Source organism: Pseudoblastomonas marina, from assembly GCF_034374265.1.
GTDB lineage: Bacteria > Pseudomonadota > Alphaproteobacteria > Sphingomonadales > Sphingomonadaceae > Alteriqipengyuania_A > Alteriqipengyuania_A marina.
In genome coordinates this window covers 794,308-807,658 of record NZ_CP139718.1, presented here as the reverse complement: position 1 = coordinate 807,658, position 13,351 = coordinate 794,308, and the positions used below count along the sequence as shown (strand labels likewise).

At 65.4% G+C, this 13,351-nt stretch carries 14 protein-coding genes; 8 read left to right on the top strand and 6 right to left on the bottom strand.

The features are described from left to right. Window positions 1-21: 21 nt before the first annotated feature. Genes T8S45_RS03920 through grxC form a run of 3 tightly spaced genes read right to left on the bottom strand, consistent with a single transcriptional unit; the run spans window position 22 to window position 1,558 of the window. Window positions 22-456, bottom strand: a complete 435-nt coding sequence (locus T8S45_RS03920; RefSeq protein ID WP_322294755.1) for a DUF1178 family protein — start codon at window positions 454-456, stop codon at window positions 22-24. Beyond that, the gene (locus T8S45_RS03915) at window positions 453-1,289 is read right to left on the bottom strand and encodes a carbon-nitrogen hydrolase family protein (protein ID WP_322294754.1); all 837 of its coding nucleotides are present in this window, start codon (window positions 1,287-1,289) and stop codon (window positions 453-455) included. The genes T8S45_RS03920 and T8S45_RS03915 overlap by 4 nt, the downstream gene beginning before the upstream one ends. Beyond that, on the bottom strand, window positions 1,286-1,558 hold the full coding sequence (gene grxC, locus T8S45_RS03910) for a glutaredoxin 3 (protein ID WP_322294753.1): 273 nt from the start codon (window positions 1,556-1,558) through the stop codon (window positions 1,286-1,288). Before grxC ends, T8S45_RS03915 begins: the two co-directional genes overlap by 4 nt. 169 nt (window positions 1,559-1,727) lie before the next feature. Here grxC and T8S45_RS03905 point away from each other — a divergent pair, with 169 nt between their 5' ends. Beyond that, entirely contained in the window at window positions 1,728-2,222 is a 495-nt protein-coding gene (locus tag T8S45_RS03905; protein ID WP_322294752.1) for an Hsp20 family protein, read from the top strand. Between the two features lie 260 nt (window positions 2,223-2,482). Here the strand turns inward: T8S45_RS03905 and T8S45_RS03900 are convergent, their stop codons facing one another. The 3 genes from T8S45_RS03900 to tpiA all read right to left on the bottom strand — a co-directional run bounded on the left by T8S45_RS03900 (window position 2,483) and on the right by tpiA (window position 5,430). Then, window positions 2,483-4,120, bottom strand: a complete 1,638-nt coding sequence (locus T8S45_RS03900; protein WP_188641726.1) for a CTP synthase — start codon at window positions 4,118-4,120, stop codon at window positions 2,483-2,485. A 97-nt stretch (window positions 4,121-4,217) separates the two neighbouring features. After that, complete coding sequence (secG, locus tag T8S45_RS03895; protein WP_188641725.1) at window positions 4,218-4,574, bottom strand: preprotein translocase subunit SecG; 357 nt, start codon at window positions 4,572-4,574, stop codon at window positions 4,218-4,220. Window positions 4,575-4,653: 79 nt separating this feature from the next. Beyond that, complete coding sequence (tpiA, locus tag T8S45_RS03890; protein WP_322294751.1) at window positions 4,654-5,430, bottom strand: triose-phosphate isomerase; 777 nt, start codon at window positions 5,428-5,430, stop codon at window positions 4,654-4,656. Window positions 5,431-5,649: 219 nt separating this feature from the next. Here tpiA and T8S45_RS03885 point away from each other — a divergent pair, with 219 nt between their 5' ends. Genes T8S45_RS03885 through trpC form a run of 7 tightly spaced genes read left to right on the top strand, consistent with a single transcriptional unit; the run spans window position 5,650 to window position 13,286 of the window. Further along, window positions 5,650-7,584, top strand: coding sequence for a SurA N-terminal domain-containing protein (locus tag T8S45_RS03885; RefSeq protein WP_322294750.1), 1,935 nt, complete (start codon window positions 5,650-5,652; stop codon window positions 7,582-7,584). 25 nt (window positions 7,585-7,609) lie between these two features. Next, complete coding sequence (locus T8S45_RS03880; RefSeq protein WP_322294749.1) at window positions 7,610-9,106, top strand: anthranilate synthase component I family protein; 1,497 nt, start codon at window positions 7,610-7,612, stop codon at window positions 9,104-9,106. Then, entirely contained in the window at window positions 9,103-9,939 is an 837-nt protein-coding gene (locus tag T8S45_RS03875; RefSeq protein WP_322294748.1) for a phosphodiester glycosidase family protein, read from the top strand. The genes T8S45_RS03880 and T8S45_RS03875 overlap by 4 nt, the downstream gene beginning before the upstream one ends. Before the next feature lie 8 nt (window positions 9,940-9,947). Further along, window positions 9,948-10,916: a prolyl aminopeptidase gene (gene pip, locus T8S45_RS03870; RefSeq protein ID WP_322295185.1), complete on the top strand. Its 969-nt coding sequence runs from the start codon at window positions 9,948-9,950 to the stop codon at window positions 10,914-10,916. Further along, window positions 10,913-11,512: an anthranilate synthase component II gene (locus T8S45_RS03865; protein WP_322294747.1), complete on the top strand. Its 600-nt coding sequence runs from the start codon at window positions 10,913-10,915 to the stop codon at window positions 11,510-11,512. Before pip ends, T8S45_RS03865 begins: the two co-directional genes overlap by 4 nt. Continuing rightward, entirely contained in the window at window positions 11,509-12,501 is a 993-nt protein-coding gene (gene trpD / locus T8S45_RS03860; protein ID WP_322294746.1) for an anthranilate phosphoribosyltransferase, read from the top strand. Before T8S45_RS03865 ends, trpD begins: the two co-directional genes overlap by 4 nt. Continuing rightward, window positions 12,498-13,286: an indole-3-glycerol phosphate synthase TrpC gene (gene trpC, locus T8S45_RS03855; RefSeq protein ID WP_322294745.1), complete on the top strand. Its 789-nt coding sequence runs from the start codon at window positions 12,498-12,500 to the stop codon at window positions 13,284-13,286. The genes trpD and trpC overlap by 4 nt, the downstream gene beginning before the upstream one ends. Window positions 13,287-13,351: the final 65 nt, after the last annotated feature.

Sequence of the window (13,351 nt, the reverse complement as noted above, 5' to 3'; positions counted from 1 at the left end):
AAAGCGAGGGGTCGCTGACAATCAGTTGAGTTTGTCGGGCGGCGTGACCGGCAGCGGGAGCGGCGCAACCCCGATGCCCTCGTCGAGCATTTCCTTGGCGTCCGCGAGGGTGGCCTCGCCGTGGATCGCAGCGCTGTCGCGTTCGCCGTAATGCATCTGCCGCGCCTGCTCGGTGAAGTCCTTGCCAACCCATTGCGAGTCTTCGAGCAGCTTTGTCAGTGCGTCGAGCGCGGCCTTGCGTTCGGTATCCTGTCCACCTGTGACGGCGACGGTTTCGGCGCTCGCACCCTTGCGCGGCACGGCGGGAGCCATCGGCGCCTTACGAACGTCCGCGCACCCGCATTGCGGACAAGCAAGCAAACCGCCCTCGCTCTGGCGCGCGAAATCGTCGGAGCTGGAGAACCAGCCTTCGAAGCGATGTCCATGCGTCGCGCAGGAGAGGTCGTAAACGATCATCGCGACTCAAGATCGGGGACCACGCGACGGTTTGCAAGGCTCGGTAGCCTGCCCCGGACCTCCTCGATCTTGTTGCGGTCGATCACAGCGTAGCCGAGGCCCGAGCCGGTATCGCCGAGATCGAGCACAACCTCGCCCCACGGATCGACCACCAGGCTGTGTCCATAGGTTCGGCGCCCGTCCTCGTGATCGCCCGATTGTGCCGCCGCGACGACATAGGCGCTCGCCTCGATCGCCCGCGCGCGCTGCATCACGTGCCAGTGCGCCTTGCCTGTCGGTACGGTGAAGGCCGCGGGGATCGCAATGATATCGCAGCGCGCGCGGCCGAGCGCATCGTACAGCGCGGGGAAACGGATATCGTAGCAGATCGTCAGGCCGAGCCGACCGACCGGCGTGTCGACCACCGCGATCGCATTGCCTGCATCATAGGCATTTGATTCACGCCAATCGTCGCCATCGCCGAGTTCGACGTCGAACATGTGAAGCTTGTCGTAGCGCGCGGTGATTTCTCCGCGATCGTCGATCACGAAGGCGCGATTGGCCCAGCGCCCCTCCCCCTTGTCGATCGCGAGCGAGCCGATGGCGATCCAGATCGCGTTCTCGCGCGCCGTCTCACGCAGGCGTTCCAGGACCTGATCGTCTTCTTCACTCCTGATGCTTTCCGCCGCCCGCCCGCGATCGCGATCGACCATGCCGCTCATTTCGGGCGTGAACATCATGGTCGCGCCGTTCTGCGCCGCTTCGCGTGCCGCGTCGGCCATGAAGGCGGCGTTGACGCGCGGGTCGAGGCCCGAACGCATCTGCAGCACGGCAATCTTGTCCGCGTCGCTCACAGCCGGAGGAGTTCGTCGAGCTTGCCGTCGGAGTCTAGTTTCGCAAGCTCATCCGACCCGCCGATCGCGCGGTCGTCGATGAATATCTGCGGGACGGTGCGCGAGCCGGGCGCGCGTTCGACCATTTCGGCGCGCTTCTCCTCGTTGCCGGCGATCTCGTATTCGGTGACCTCTACCCCCTTGCGATCGAAGAGCGACTTCGCCCGGATGCAAAAGGGGCAGCCCCATTTGACGTACATTTCGACTTTCGGCTGCGGATCGTCCGCCATGTTATTTCCTTTCGCCGGATCGAGGAAAAGAGACACTTGCAGTGCCGCCGACCCGTACTATCTTGTGCTCGTATCGCGGCCCTGAAGGGCGCGGTGCATATCGTCAACGGGCCGCCGCCAATGCGGGTCCCGTGTTTTGCAGATTGCTCTTTAACGGAGGATTTGAATTATGAGTCGTTTCGATTTCACCCCCTATCGCCGCAACACCGTCGGTTTCGACCGGCTGTTCGAAGTGCTGGAAAACGCAGCCCGCCAGAACAGCGGCGACAATTACCCCCCTTTCAATATCGAACGCCGCGGCGATGACGAATATCGCATCACGCTGGCGGTCGCCGGGTTCAAGTCGGCCGACCTCGATATCACCGCGCAGCAGAACCTGCTGACCGTCAAGGGCGTGCGCCCCGAAGGCGAGCAGGAGGGCGATTTCCTCCATGTCGGGATTGCCCAGCGCGGCTTCGAACGCCGCTTCGAACTGGCCGATTTCGTCCGCGTCGACGATGCCAAGCTGGAGGACGGCCTGCTGGTCATCGACCTGCTGCGCGAAGTGCCTGAAGCGATGAAGCCGAAGAAGATCGTGATCGGCGGCGAACAGCCGAAGACGATCGAGGCCGATCCCAAGCACTCCGATGCGCAGGCTTCGAACGACGATCAGGTCGCAGCCTGATCTTTCCAGACCGCTGAAACGATAGAGGGGGCGAACCGGGTGAGTTCGCCCCCTCACGACGCCTGAGCGCCGTCCTGTCCGCGGATGACCGTCCGGGTCGCAGAAGACGATCGCCTGCAAGACAAGCCAGATAAACGCGCATTAGCGAACGCCAGCGACCGTGTCTCTTGTCCGGCGACCTATATCAAATGATGAAACTAGGCAAAGGCCTAGGCGAAAAAGTTTGAACCCGTCCGATTTCAGGAAGGTTCTTCCCGAGCTCAGACGAGCCGCGATTGCTCGACCGCCGCGCCGATGAAGCCCGCGAACAGTGGATGTGGATCGAACGGCTTGCTCTTGAGCTCCGGATGGTACTGAACGCCAACGAAAAACGGGTGGTCCGGGCGTTCGACCACTTCGGGCAGCAATCCGTCCGGTGACATCCCTGCAAACTTGAGCCCGCCCGCTTCGAGGCCCTCGCGATAGGCGCTGTTGACCTCGTAGCGATGACGGTGGCGTTCGGAAATTTCCTCAGCTCCGTAGATTTCCGCGACCCGACTGCCTTTCGCGAGCTGCGCCGGATAGGCCCCGAGTCGCATCGTCCCGCCGAGATCGCCGTCCTTGGCGCGCTTCTCGAGCCCTTCCTTGCCCATCCACTCGGTGATGATCCCGACGACGGGTTCGTTGGTTTCGCCGAATTCGGTCGAACTGGCGGCGGACACGTCGGCCGTGTTTCGCGCGCCCTCGATGCACGCCATCTGCATACCGAGGCAGATCCCGAGGAACGGGACCTTGCGCTCGCGGGCGAAACGCACCGAGGCGATCTTGCCCTCCGAACCGCGTTCGCCGAACCCGCCGGGCACGAGGATCCCGTGCAGCGGTTCGAGTGCCGAGGCGATTTCGGAATCGTCCTCGTTCTCGAATACTTCGGCATCGATCCAGCGGATATTGGTCTTCACGCGGTGCGCGAGCCCGCCATGGATCAAGGCCTCGTTCAACGATTTGTAGGCGTCCTGGAGCCCGACATACTTGCCGACCACGCCGATCGTCACTTCGCCTTCCGGATTGAAGTAGCGGTCGGTGACGTCTTCCCAGCGCGCGAGATCGGGATCGGGCGCGTCGGTGATACCGAAGCCACGCAGCACTTCGCTGTCGAGCCCTTCTCGGTGATATTGCAGCGGCACCGAATAGATCGAAGGCGCGTCGAGGGCCTGGATAACCGACTCGGTGCGCACGTTGCAGAATTGCGCGATCTTGCGCCGCTCGGTCTCGGGCAGCGGGTGCTCGGTGCGGCACAGCAGGACATCGGGCTTGATCCCGAGCGACGCCAGTTCGCGGACCGAATGCTGGGTCGGCTTGGTCTTGAGCTCGCCCGCGGCCGCGATGAAGGGCACCAGCGTCACGTGCACCGACAGCGACTGCATCGGTTCGAGCTCGTTCCGGAGCTGGCGGATCGCTTCCATGAACGGGAGCGATTCGATATCGCCCACCGTGCCGCCGATCTCGCACAGGATGAAGTCGAGATCGTCCTGGTCGGCGAGCGCGAATTCCTTGATCGCGTCGGTTACGTGCGGGATCACCTGCACCGTCGCGCCGAGATAGTCGCCGCGCCGCTCGCGCGCGATGATCTGCTGGTAGATCCGACCCGAGGTGATGTTGTCGCTCTGGCGCGCCGACACGCCGGTGAAGCGCTCGTAATGTCCGAGGTCGAGATCGGTCTCGGCGCCGTCGTCGGTGACGTAGACCTCGCCGTGCTGATACGGGCTCATCGTGCCCGGATCGACGTTCAGGTATGGATCGAACTTGCGAATGCGGACTTTGTAGCCGCGCGCCTGCAGCAACGCGCCGAGCGATGCCGCCATGAGACCTTTGCCGAGCGAGGAGACCACGCCGCCGGTGATAAAAATGTACCGCGCCATGGGAGTTGAGCCTTAGGGATAGCGCGCGCGGTTACGCAAGCACCAATCGGCGCAATCCACACATCGCTTGGAGAAAAATATTTGCGAAGGGGTGGCGCTATTCCTGCGCCGCGCCGGCCAGCGGATCATCGTCCGCCGGGGCTTCGGTCGGGCCCGGCTGGACCGGCGCCGCAGGCCCCGTCGGGACCGAGCGGTCGAGCGAGGTGTCGACCGTGCGGGCGCCGGTGTTCTCGACCGCCAGCGCAGCGAGAGCGATCGACAGAATCACGAACAGGGTCGCGAGGATGCTGGTCGCGCGAGTCAGGAAGTCCGCCGCGCCGCGTGCACTCATCAATCCGCCCGGGCTCCCGCCGATGCCGAGCCCGCCCCCTTCGGAGCGCTGCATCAGGACCACGGTGACGAGTGCAGCAGCGACGATCGCCTGGATGACGGTGAGGAAAATGAAGAGCGACATGGGAAACTTCCGTTCGGATCAGTGTTCGCGCCATTTAGGCGCGACGACGGATCGGTTCAAGCGAAGGGGCTGATGACGCTCAGTCGCGCGCGTCGTCGGCCGCGGCAATGATGATCGCGCCGAAACTCTCATTTGTGAGGCTCGCTCCGCCAACGAGCGCGCCGCCGACTTCGGGACAACCGAGGATCTCGAGTGCGTTTTCGGCCTTGACCGAACCGCCGTAGAGGATGCGCACTTCGCCCCCGTTATCGCCGAAGGCTTCGCACAGCTTGGCGCGGATCGCATCGTGCATCGCGTTGATATCGTCGAGCGAGGGAACGCGCCCGGTGCCGATCGCCCAGATCGGCTCGTAGGCGACGGCGAGACGTGCCGAGACGGGCTCCCCCTCGTCGCCATTGCCGACATCGGGAAGGCAGGCGAGCAGCTGGCGGGTGACGGTCGCTTCCGCGGTGCCGGCATCGCGCTGTTCCTCGGTTTCGCCGACGCACAGGATCACGTTGAGGCCAGCGGCGAGCGCCGCTTCGGACTTCGCCTTGACCTGCGGATTGGTTTCGCCGTGATACTGGCGGCGTTCGCTATGACCGAGAATCGCGAAGCTGGCGCCTGCATCCTTGAGCATCGATGCGGAGATATCGCCGGTATAGGCGCCGGTTTCCTCCGAATGGCAATCCTGGCCACCCACATCGATCGAATCGACCGCATCGCGCATGGCATGAATCAGCGTGTGCGGCGGGGCGATTCCGACGCGAACCTGGGGCCATTTGGCCGCCACGCGGTCGATCGCGCGCGCTTCGGCGAGCGAATTGCGCGTACCGTTCATCTTCCAATTGCCGATAATATAGGGGCGATGGCCCATCTTGTTCCCTCGAAAATCTACGACCCGTTACGCCGATGTAGGCGCGAAAGACCGGGCTGCTAGGTCTGAACTCGCAACTTGTCAAAACCCCAACGGGGCAATTGCCCGATAAGCGCGATCGATGGTTGCTCCGAGGCCACAGCAGCTTTACATCGCCCGCCATAGCCGCGCATCCGGGCGGCCACCCTGCATTCATACTCAGTGGGTTCTCACGCCAGCATGATCACTCTCTTCCGCAAGTTCTTCCAGTCCAAGCTCGGGATCGGCATCACCCTCGCCTTCCTCGGCCTCATCGCACTTGCCTTCGCCAGCAGCGACGTCGCCAATACCGGAAGTTTCGGCGGCATTGCTGGCGGGGAAACGGTGGCGGAAGTCGGCAGCACCTCGATCGACACGTCCGAACTGCGCGCCGCGGCCGAGATCGCGTATAACAGTGCCCGCCGCGAAAACCCCAATCTCACCATGCAGGAATTCATTGCCGGCGGCGGCCTCGAGGGTGCCCTCGACAATTTGATCCAGCGCGCCGCGATCTCCGAATACGGCCGGAAGCACGGCATCATCGCCAGCGAACGCCTGATCGACAGCGAGCTCGCCCAGATCCCCGCCTTCGCCGGGCTCGACGGCAATTTCAGCCGCGAAGCCTTCGAGCAGGCATTGCGCCAGCAGGGGCTGACAGAGAAAATGGTGCGCGAAGATTTGCGCCAGGCGCTGGTGATCCGGCAATTGCTCGCCCCCGCCCAGATCGCCTCTAGCTTCCCCGAGGAACTCGCGTTTCGTTACACCACGCTGCTGCGCGAGAGCCGTCGCGGCAAGATCGCCACGATCCCGTCGAGCGCCTTCGCTCCCGAAGCCGATCCGAGCGACAAGCAGCTGACCGATTTCTACGCCAAGAACCGGGCGCGTTTCACCATCCCCGAACGCCGCGTGATCCGCTATGCCCGCTTCGGCGCCGATTCCATCGGCGAGATCGCGGCTCCGACGCCGGAGGAAATCCGCGCCCGCTACGAGGCCGATGCCGAGCAATACCGGGCGAAGGAACAGCGCACGATCACTCAGCTGATCGCACCGACCGAAGCCGGCGCCAATGCGATCCTCGCCAAGGTCCGCTCGGGGCAGACGCTGGCCGCCGCCGCGCAGGGCACCGGCCTAAGCCCGTCCGAACAGACGACCGAGCGCGACGCCTATGCTTCGGCATCGAGCGCTGCGGTCGCTCGTGCGGTGTTCGAAGGTAACGAAGGGCAGACCGTCGGCCCGGTGCGTAGTCCGCTCGGCTGGCACATCGTCGCGATCGATGACGTCACCCGCACCGAAGGGCGGAGCCTCGCGCAGGTCCGGGACGAAATCGTCGCGGCGCTCACCGAGCAAAAGCGCCGCGAAGCGCTCAACCAGTTCGCCGAGGATGTCGAGGACGGCTTCGCGTCGGGCTCGACGCTGGCCGACGTGGCCGGCGAGCTCGGCGTCGAGGTCGAGCAGACGCGGCCTGCACTGGCAAGCGGCGTCATCTACGGTTCGCAGGAGCGCGTGCCCGAACTGCTCGAACCGGTGCTGACGACCGTCGCCGCGATGGAAGAGGACAGCGATCCGATCCTCGCCGAAATCGTGCCGGGCGAGGAGTTCCTGATTTTCGACGTCGCCCAGTTCGACGAGGCCGCCCCGCCCCCGCTCGCGCAGATCAAGGCCCGCGTGACCGCGGCGTGGAAACTCGATCGCGGCGCGGCGGCGGCAAAGGAGGCAGCCGACAAAGTGCTCGCCGCAGTGCGTAACGGCAAGGATCTCGACGAGGCGATCGCCGACATCGAGGCGACCCTCCCGCCGGTCGATGACATCAATCTCGCGCGCCAGGCACTCACCGCCCGGCAGCAGCGTGTCCCGCCGCCGCTCGCGCTGATGTTCGCGATGGCCGAGGGCACGATCAAGAAGCTCGAAGCACCTTCCAATGCCGGCTGGTTCGTGGTCCTCCTCGACGAGATCATCCCGGGCGAAGTCGATCGCGACGATCCGGCGATTGCGCAGGCGAGAACCGAACTCGGCCGCGTCGCGGGCCAGGAATTCGCCGAACAGCTCGACAAGGCGATCCAGAAGGAAGTCGGCGTGACCCGCAACGACAATGCGATCCGCGCGGTCGTCGAAGAACTCACCGGCCAGGGCCGCTAAGGGGCAGATCGACGATGGACCCGCAATGGCACTGCTCGGGAAAGCGGACGCGCGCGACGCGCTAGCGCAAGGCCGGCCGGCCTTTATCTGGCAACGCCTTGTCGCCGACGAGACCACGCCCGTCGGCGCGGCCGCGCGCCTGATCGAGCCCGGGCGCGGTGATTTCCTGCTCGAATCGGTCGAAGGCAACGCGCATCGCGGGCGTTACAGCCTGCTCGGGCTCGATCCCGATCTGGTCCTGCGCGCACAGTCCGGCAGCGCCGAGATCAATCGGGGCTGGGCAGAGAATCGCGACGCCTTTTTACCCATTCAGCAGCCCCCGCTCGATGCGCTGCGCGCGCTGCTCGACGAGATCCGCACCGACATTCCCGCCGACCTGCCGCCTGCCATCGCGACGCTGGTCGGTTATTTCGCCTATGAGAGCTATGGGTGGATCGAGCCGGTCGAACGAGCGCCCGGTGAAGGGCTCGGCACTCCCGACCTGTTCTTCGTGCGTCCGCGCTGCCTGCTGGTGTTCGACAACATCGGCGACGAGCTGTCCGTAATCGCACCACTTTACCCCGATGAGTCCGGCCCGGAGACCGTCATTGCGGAGGCAGCCACGCGCATCTCGGCGACGATCGCCGCGCTTTCCCGTCCCTCGCGATCCGACGATCAGGCAATGCTTTCGACCGGTTCGGTCCGCCACATTGTCGCGCCCGATGACTACGAAGCGCGGGTGGTCAGGGCGAAGCAGCTGATTTCGGCAGGCGACATTTTCCAGGTCGTACTCGCCCAGCGGTTCACGAGCGACTTTGCGCTGCCCCCCCTGTCGCTCTATCGCGCGCTGCGACGGGTGAACCCCTCGCCCTTCCTGTTCCATCTCGACCTGCCCGGCTTCGCATTGGTCGGTTCGAGCCCCGAAATCCTCGTCCGGCTGCGCGATGGAGAAGTGGCGATCCGCCCGATCGCCGGCACCCGGCCGCGCGGCAAGAGCGAGGCCGAGGATCGCGCGCTCGAGGCCGAATTGCGCGCCGACCCCAAGGAATGCGCAGAACACCTGATGCTGCTCGACCTCGCACGCAATGATATCGGCCGGGTCGCCCAAGCCGGCAGCGTAACGGTGACCGAGAGCTTCGGCTGCGAGCGGTACAGCCATGTCATGCATCTCGTCAGCCATGTCACCGCCCGACTGGACGAGAGCCGAGCCGATCCGCTCGACGCGCTGTTCGCCGGATTCCCTGCCGGCACCGTCAGCGGGGCCCCGAAAATCCGCGCCTGCCAGGTGATTGCCGAACTCGAGGACGAACCGAGGGGTCCATACGCCGGAGCGGTCGGATACTTCGCGCCCGACGGTTCCTTCGACTCCTGCATCACGCTACGCACCGCCATCGTGAAAGACGGAACAATGCATGTCACCGCGGGCGCCGGAATCGTCGCCGACAGCGATCCCGCCGCCGAGCAGCGCGAATGCGAGGCGAAGGCCGGTGCGCTGTTCGCCGCCGCGCGCGAGGCCTATCGCGTTGTCGGAGGTCAGGCATGAGGGTACTTGTTGCCCTCGCCGCCCCGCTGGCGCTCACCGCTTGCGATCAACCGCAGGCAGGTGATCCGGTCGGCCGCTCCGAAATCGGGGGCGAGGCGGTTGCCCTCGAGACGGCCTCGCCTAACCCTGAGGTTACGCCCGAACCTTCCCGAGAATCCGCCTGCCGCACGGTCGAATTCGAGAAGGTCCAGCTGACACACTGCATTGCCGATCCGGCCAAGCATCGCATCCGCACCGCGCTCGCGCCCGAGGGGGGCAGCCCGTGGCGCAGCCTTTCCGCACTCTCGGACGCGCTCGGCGAAAGCCGTGCCAAGGTCGCCTTCGCGACCAATGCAGGGATGTTCGATGGCGCAGGCAAGCCGATCGGCTATTACGTCGAGAATGGCGAACGACTGAAGGAGCTCAACCGCGCCGATGGCAGCGGCAATTTCCACCTTTCCCCGAACGGCGTGTTCTTCGGCGGTGGGGGTAGCTGGCGGGTGCTCCCGACCGACCAGTTCTACGCCACGGTCGGCGACCGGCCACAATTCGGCACCCAGTCGGGCCCGATGCTGGTGATGGGCGGCAAGCTGCACCCCGAATTCCAGGCTGACGGGCCCTCGGTCCGCACCCGCAACGGCGTCGGCGTCGACGCGCAAGGCCGTGCGCATTTCGTGATCAGCGAGATGCCGCTGAGCTTCGGCAAGTTCGCGCGCTTCTTCCGCGACGAACTCAAGACTCCCAACGCGCTCTACCTCGACGGCGGCGTTTCGGCTCTGTGGGACCCGGCCAGGAACCGCCTCGACAAGGGATCGTCGATCGGTCCGATGCTGGTCGTCGAAGACAAGGACTAACGATGGGAATGACGATGGAATACGAACGCACGCTCTATCCCGAGATCGAACCCTACGAGTCCGGCATGCTCGATGTCGGCGAAGGCCATTCGCTCTATTACGAGCGGGTCGGCACGCCGGGCGCGAAACCCGCGGTCTTCCTCCACGGCGGCCCCGGCGGCGGGATGAGCCCCGACCATCGCCGCCAATGGGATCCCGGGCTTTACGACGTCCTTCTGTTCGACCAGCGCGGCTGCGGCAAATCGACACCCTTCGCAGAGATCGAATACAACGACACTTGGCGCGTGGTCGAGGACGTCGAGCGGCTGCGGATCATGTGCGGGCACGAGAAATGGCAGGTCTTCGGCGGGAGCTGGGGCGCGACGCTCGCGCTCGCCTATGCCCAGCAATATCCCGACCGTACCAGCGAGCTCGTCCTGCGCGGTGTGTTCCTCGCCCGCCAGCAGGAAAAGGACTGGCTCTATCGCTACGGCGCGAGCGAGGTGATGGCCGAGCAATGGGACAAGTTTACGGGGCTGATCCCCGAAGACGAGCGCGACGACCTCGTGAAAGCCTATCATGCCCGTCTCACCAGCGACGACGAGGCCACCCGCCTCGCCGCGGCCGAGCAATGGTCGCTGTGGGAGGGCAATGTCGCCACCCTGCTGCCCAACGAAGACCTGCTCGACAGTTTCGCCGATCCGGCCAAGGCGGTGCCGTTCGCGCGGATCTGTGCACGCTACTTCCTCGAGAACTTCTTCCTCGAGGAAAACCAGCTGCTCGACAACGCGCACAAGCTGAAGGGCATCCCGGGTATCATCGTCCAGGGTCGACACGATATCTGCACCCCGCCCTCGGCCGCCTGGGCGCTCAAAAAGGCATGGCCCGAAGTCGATTTGCGAATTGTCCACGACGCGGGCCACAGCGCCGGCGAACCGGGCATCATCGACGGCCTCGTGCGCGCGACTGACGAGTTGGCGGGGAAAGCCAAGGCGTGATCCTCGTCGTCGACAATTACGACAGCTTCACCTGGAACCTCGTCCATTACGTGATGGAGCTGGGCGTGCCGGTCGAGGTGCATCGCAACGACGCGCTGTCGGTCGACGAGGCGATGGCGCTCGGTGCGGACGGAATCCTCCTTTCGCCCGGCCCCTGCACGCCCGACGAGGCTGGAATTAGCCTCGGCCTCGTCGCGGCCTGCGAGAAGGCGGGCGTCCCGCTGCTCGGCGTGTGCCTCGGACACCAGGCGATCGGCCAGCATCTCGGCGGACGGGTGGTGCGCGGCGGGCTGATGCACGGCAAGACGTCGCCGGTCGAGCACGATGGCAGCGGCGTGTTCGCCGGCCTCCCTTCGCCCTTCGCGGCGACGCGCTACCACTCGCTCGTGGTCGAGGACGTGCCCGACTGCCTGTTGGTCAACGCCACCAGCAAGACCCCGGGAGTCGATGGGACCTGCGTGATGGGGTTCCGCCACCGCGACCTGCCGATCCACGGCGTCCAGTTCCACCCCGAAAGCATCGCCAGCGAGCACGGCCATGCGTTGCTCGCCAATTTCGTCGCGCAATGCGGCCTCGAAACGAAAGTCCCCGCATGACGGTCCTGCCCGACGTCCAGCAGCATTTCACCGACGCCGAAGCCGAGGAAGTATTCGGTCGCATCCTCGATGGCGGTGTGTCGGAAGAAGAGATCGCGCGCTTCCTGTCGGATCTTTCCGATCGCGGCGAACGGTCTTCGGAAATTACCGGTGCGGCGCGTGCACTGCGAGCCCGCCTCTTGCCGGTCGATGCGCCCGACAATGCGATCGACGTGTGCGGCACCGGGGGCGACGGCCACCACACCCTCAATGTTTCGACCGCGGTGAGCCTCGTCGTCGCAGCCTGCGGGGTCCCGGTGGCCAAGCACGGCAACCGCGCGGCGTCTTCGAAAGCCGGCGCCGCCGACACGCTCGAGGCCTTGGGTCTCGACATGGACGCTGCGGGACGCACCGCCGAGAAGACGCTCGCCGAGATCGGCATCTGCTTCCTGTTTGCCAAGAACCACCACCCGGCGATGGCGCGGATCCAGCCCATCCGCCAGCAGCTCGGCAAGCGCACGATCTTCAACCTGATGGGTCCGCTGTCGAACCCGGCGCGCGTGCACAGCCAGCTGATCGGTATCGCACGGCCTGCCTACGTCCCGATCTATGCGCGCGCGATGGCCTCGCTCGGAACGGGGCGCTCGCTGATCGTCTCGGGCGACGAGGGCCTCGACGAACTTAGCCTCGCCGGCGGCAACGAGATGGCCGATGTGCGCGGCAGCGATTTCGCCATGCGCCGGTTCGACGCCGCAAGGGCCGGGCTGGAGCATGCCCCGGTCGAGGCCATCCGCGGCGGAGATGCCGCGCACAACGCCAGGGCGCTGCGCGCACTGCTCGACGGGATGCCCGGCGCCTATCGCGATGCGGTGGTGTTCAATGCCGCCGCCGCGCTGGTGGTTGCCGGGCGCGAGGAAGACTGGCCCGCGCGGGTGGCCGAAGCCCAAGAGGCGCTAGACAGCGGGGCCGCGGCGAAACTGCTCGGCGCATGGATCGAGCTCGTCGCGTGAGCAAACTGGCCGAAATCTGTGCGATCAAGCGCGAGGATGTCGAACGACGCAAGGCTGCGCGCGCGCTCGCCTCGCTCGAAGAGGAAGCGAGCGCTGCTTCACCGGTGAGGGGCTTCCGGGACGCGCTGGCCGCCAAGGCAGCGAACGGCTTCGGGCTGATCGCCGAAATCAAGCGAGCGTCACCCTCGAAAGGCTTGATCCGTGCTGATTTCGACCCGGCAGATCACGCACGCGCCTACGCCAAGGGGGGCGCCGCCTGCCTTTCGGTGTTGACCGAGGAACCGCATTTCCAGGGCAGCGATACCTACCTCATCGAAGCGCGTGCAGCCTGTTCGCTCCCCGTGTTGCGCAAGGACTTCACGATCGATCCTTGGCAGGTCGTCGAGGCGCGGGCATTGGGGGCCGACGCGATCCTCCTCATCGCGGCGGCGCTGGGCGATGCGCAAATGGCCGAGCTTGCCGACGTCGCGCGCGAGTTCGGGCTCGACGTCCTGTTCGAGGTGCATGACGAGCAGGAAATGGAGCGCGTCCTGCGATGTTCGCCCGACATGATCGGGATCAACAACCGCAACCTCGCAACATTCGAGACCGACCTCGCGACCAGCGAGCGCCTCGCGCCCATGCTGCCGCGCGGCGTCCTCGGAATCGCCGAAAGCAGTATCACCGAGCATCCTGATATCGAGCGCCTTGCCGGCCATGGGCTGCGGGCCTTCCTCGTCGGCGAGACACTGATGCGCCGGAATGATGTGGAATGCGCCACGCGCGATCTGCTCGGAAACGGATAGGACCCGCAGCTTTCCGCGGCGTTGCACTTGACGGGTTCGCGGAAGTTGCCTAATTGTTCCTTGTT

Coding starts and splice junctions, on each gene's coding strand:
- trpD (WP_322294746.1), top strand. CDS start 11,509: ATGACGGTCCTGCCCGACGTCCAGCAGCATTTCACCGACGCCGAAGCC.
- pip (WP_322295185.1), top strand. CDS start 9,948: ATGACGATGGAATACGAACGCACGCTCTATCCCGAGATCGAACCCTAC.
- secG (WP_188641725.1), bottom strand. CDS start 4,574: ATGTCGCTCTTCATTTTCCTCACCGTCATCCAGGCGATCGTCGCTGCT.
- T8S45_RS03885 (WP_322294750.1), top strand. CDS start 5,650: ATGATCACTCTCTTCCGCAAGTTCTTCCAGTCCAAGCTCGGGATCGGC.
- tpiA (WP_322294751.1), bottom strand. CDS start 5,430: ATGGGCCATCGCCCCTATATTATCGGCAATTGGAAGATGAACGGTACG.
- T8S45_RS03880 (WP_322294749.1), top strand. CDS start 7,610: ATGGCACTGCTCGGGAAAGCGGACGCGCGCGACGCGCTAGCGCAAGGC.
- T8S45_RS03920 (WP_322294755.1), bottom strand. CDS start 456: ATGATCGTTTACGACCTCTCCTGCGCGACGCATGGACATCGCTTCGAA.
- T8S45_RS03905 (WP_322294752.1), top strand. CDS start 1,728: ATGAGTCGTTTCGATTTCACCCCCTATCGCCGCAACACCGTCGGTTTC.
- T8S45_RS03900 (WP_188641726.1), bottom strand. CDS start 4,120: ATGGCGCGGTACATTTTTATCACCGGCGGCGTGGTCTCCTCGCTCGGC.
- grxC (WP_322294753.1), bottom strand. CDS start 1,558: ATGGCGGACGATCCGCAGCCGAAAGTCGAAATGTACGTCAAATGGGGC.
- T8S45_RS03875 (WP_322294748.1), top strand. CDS start 9,103: ATGAGGGTACTTGTTGCCCTCGCCGCCCCGCTGGCGCTCACCGCTTGC.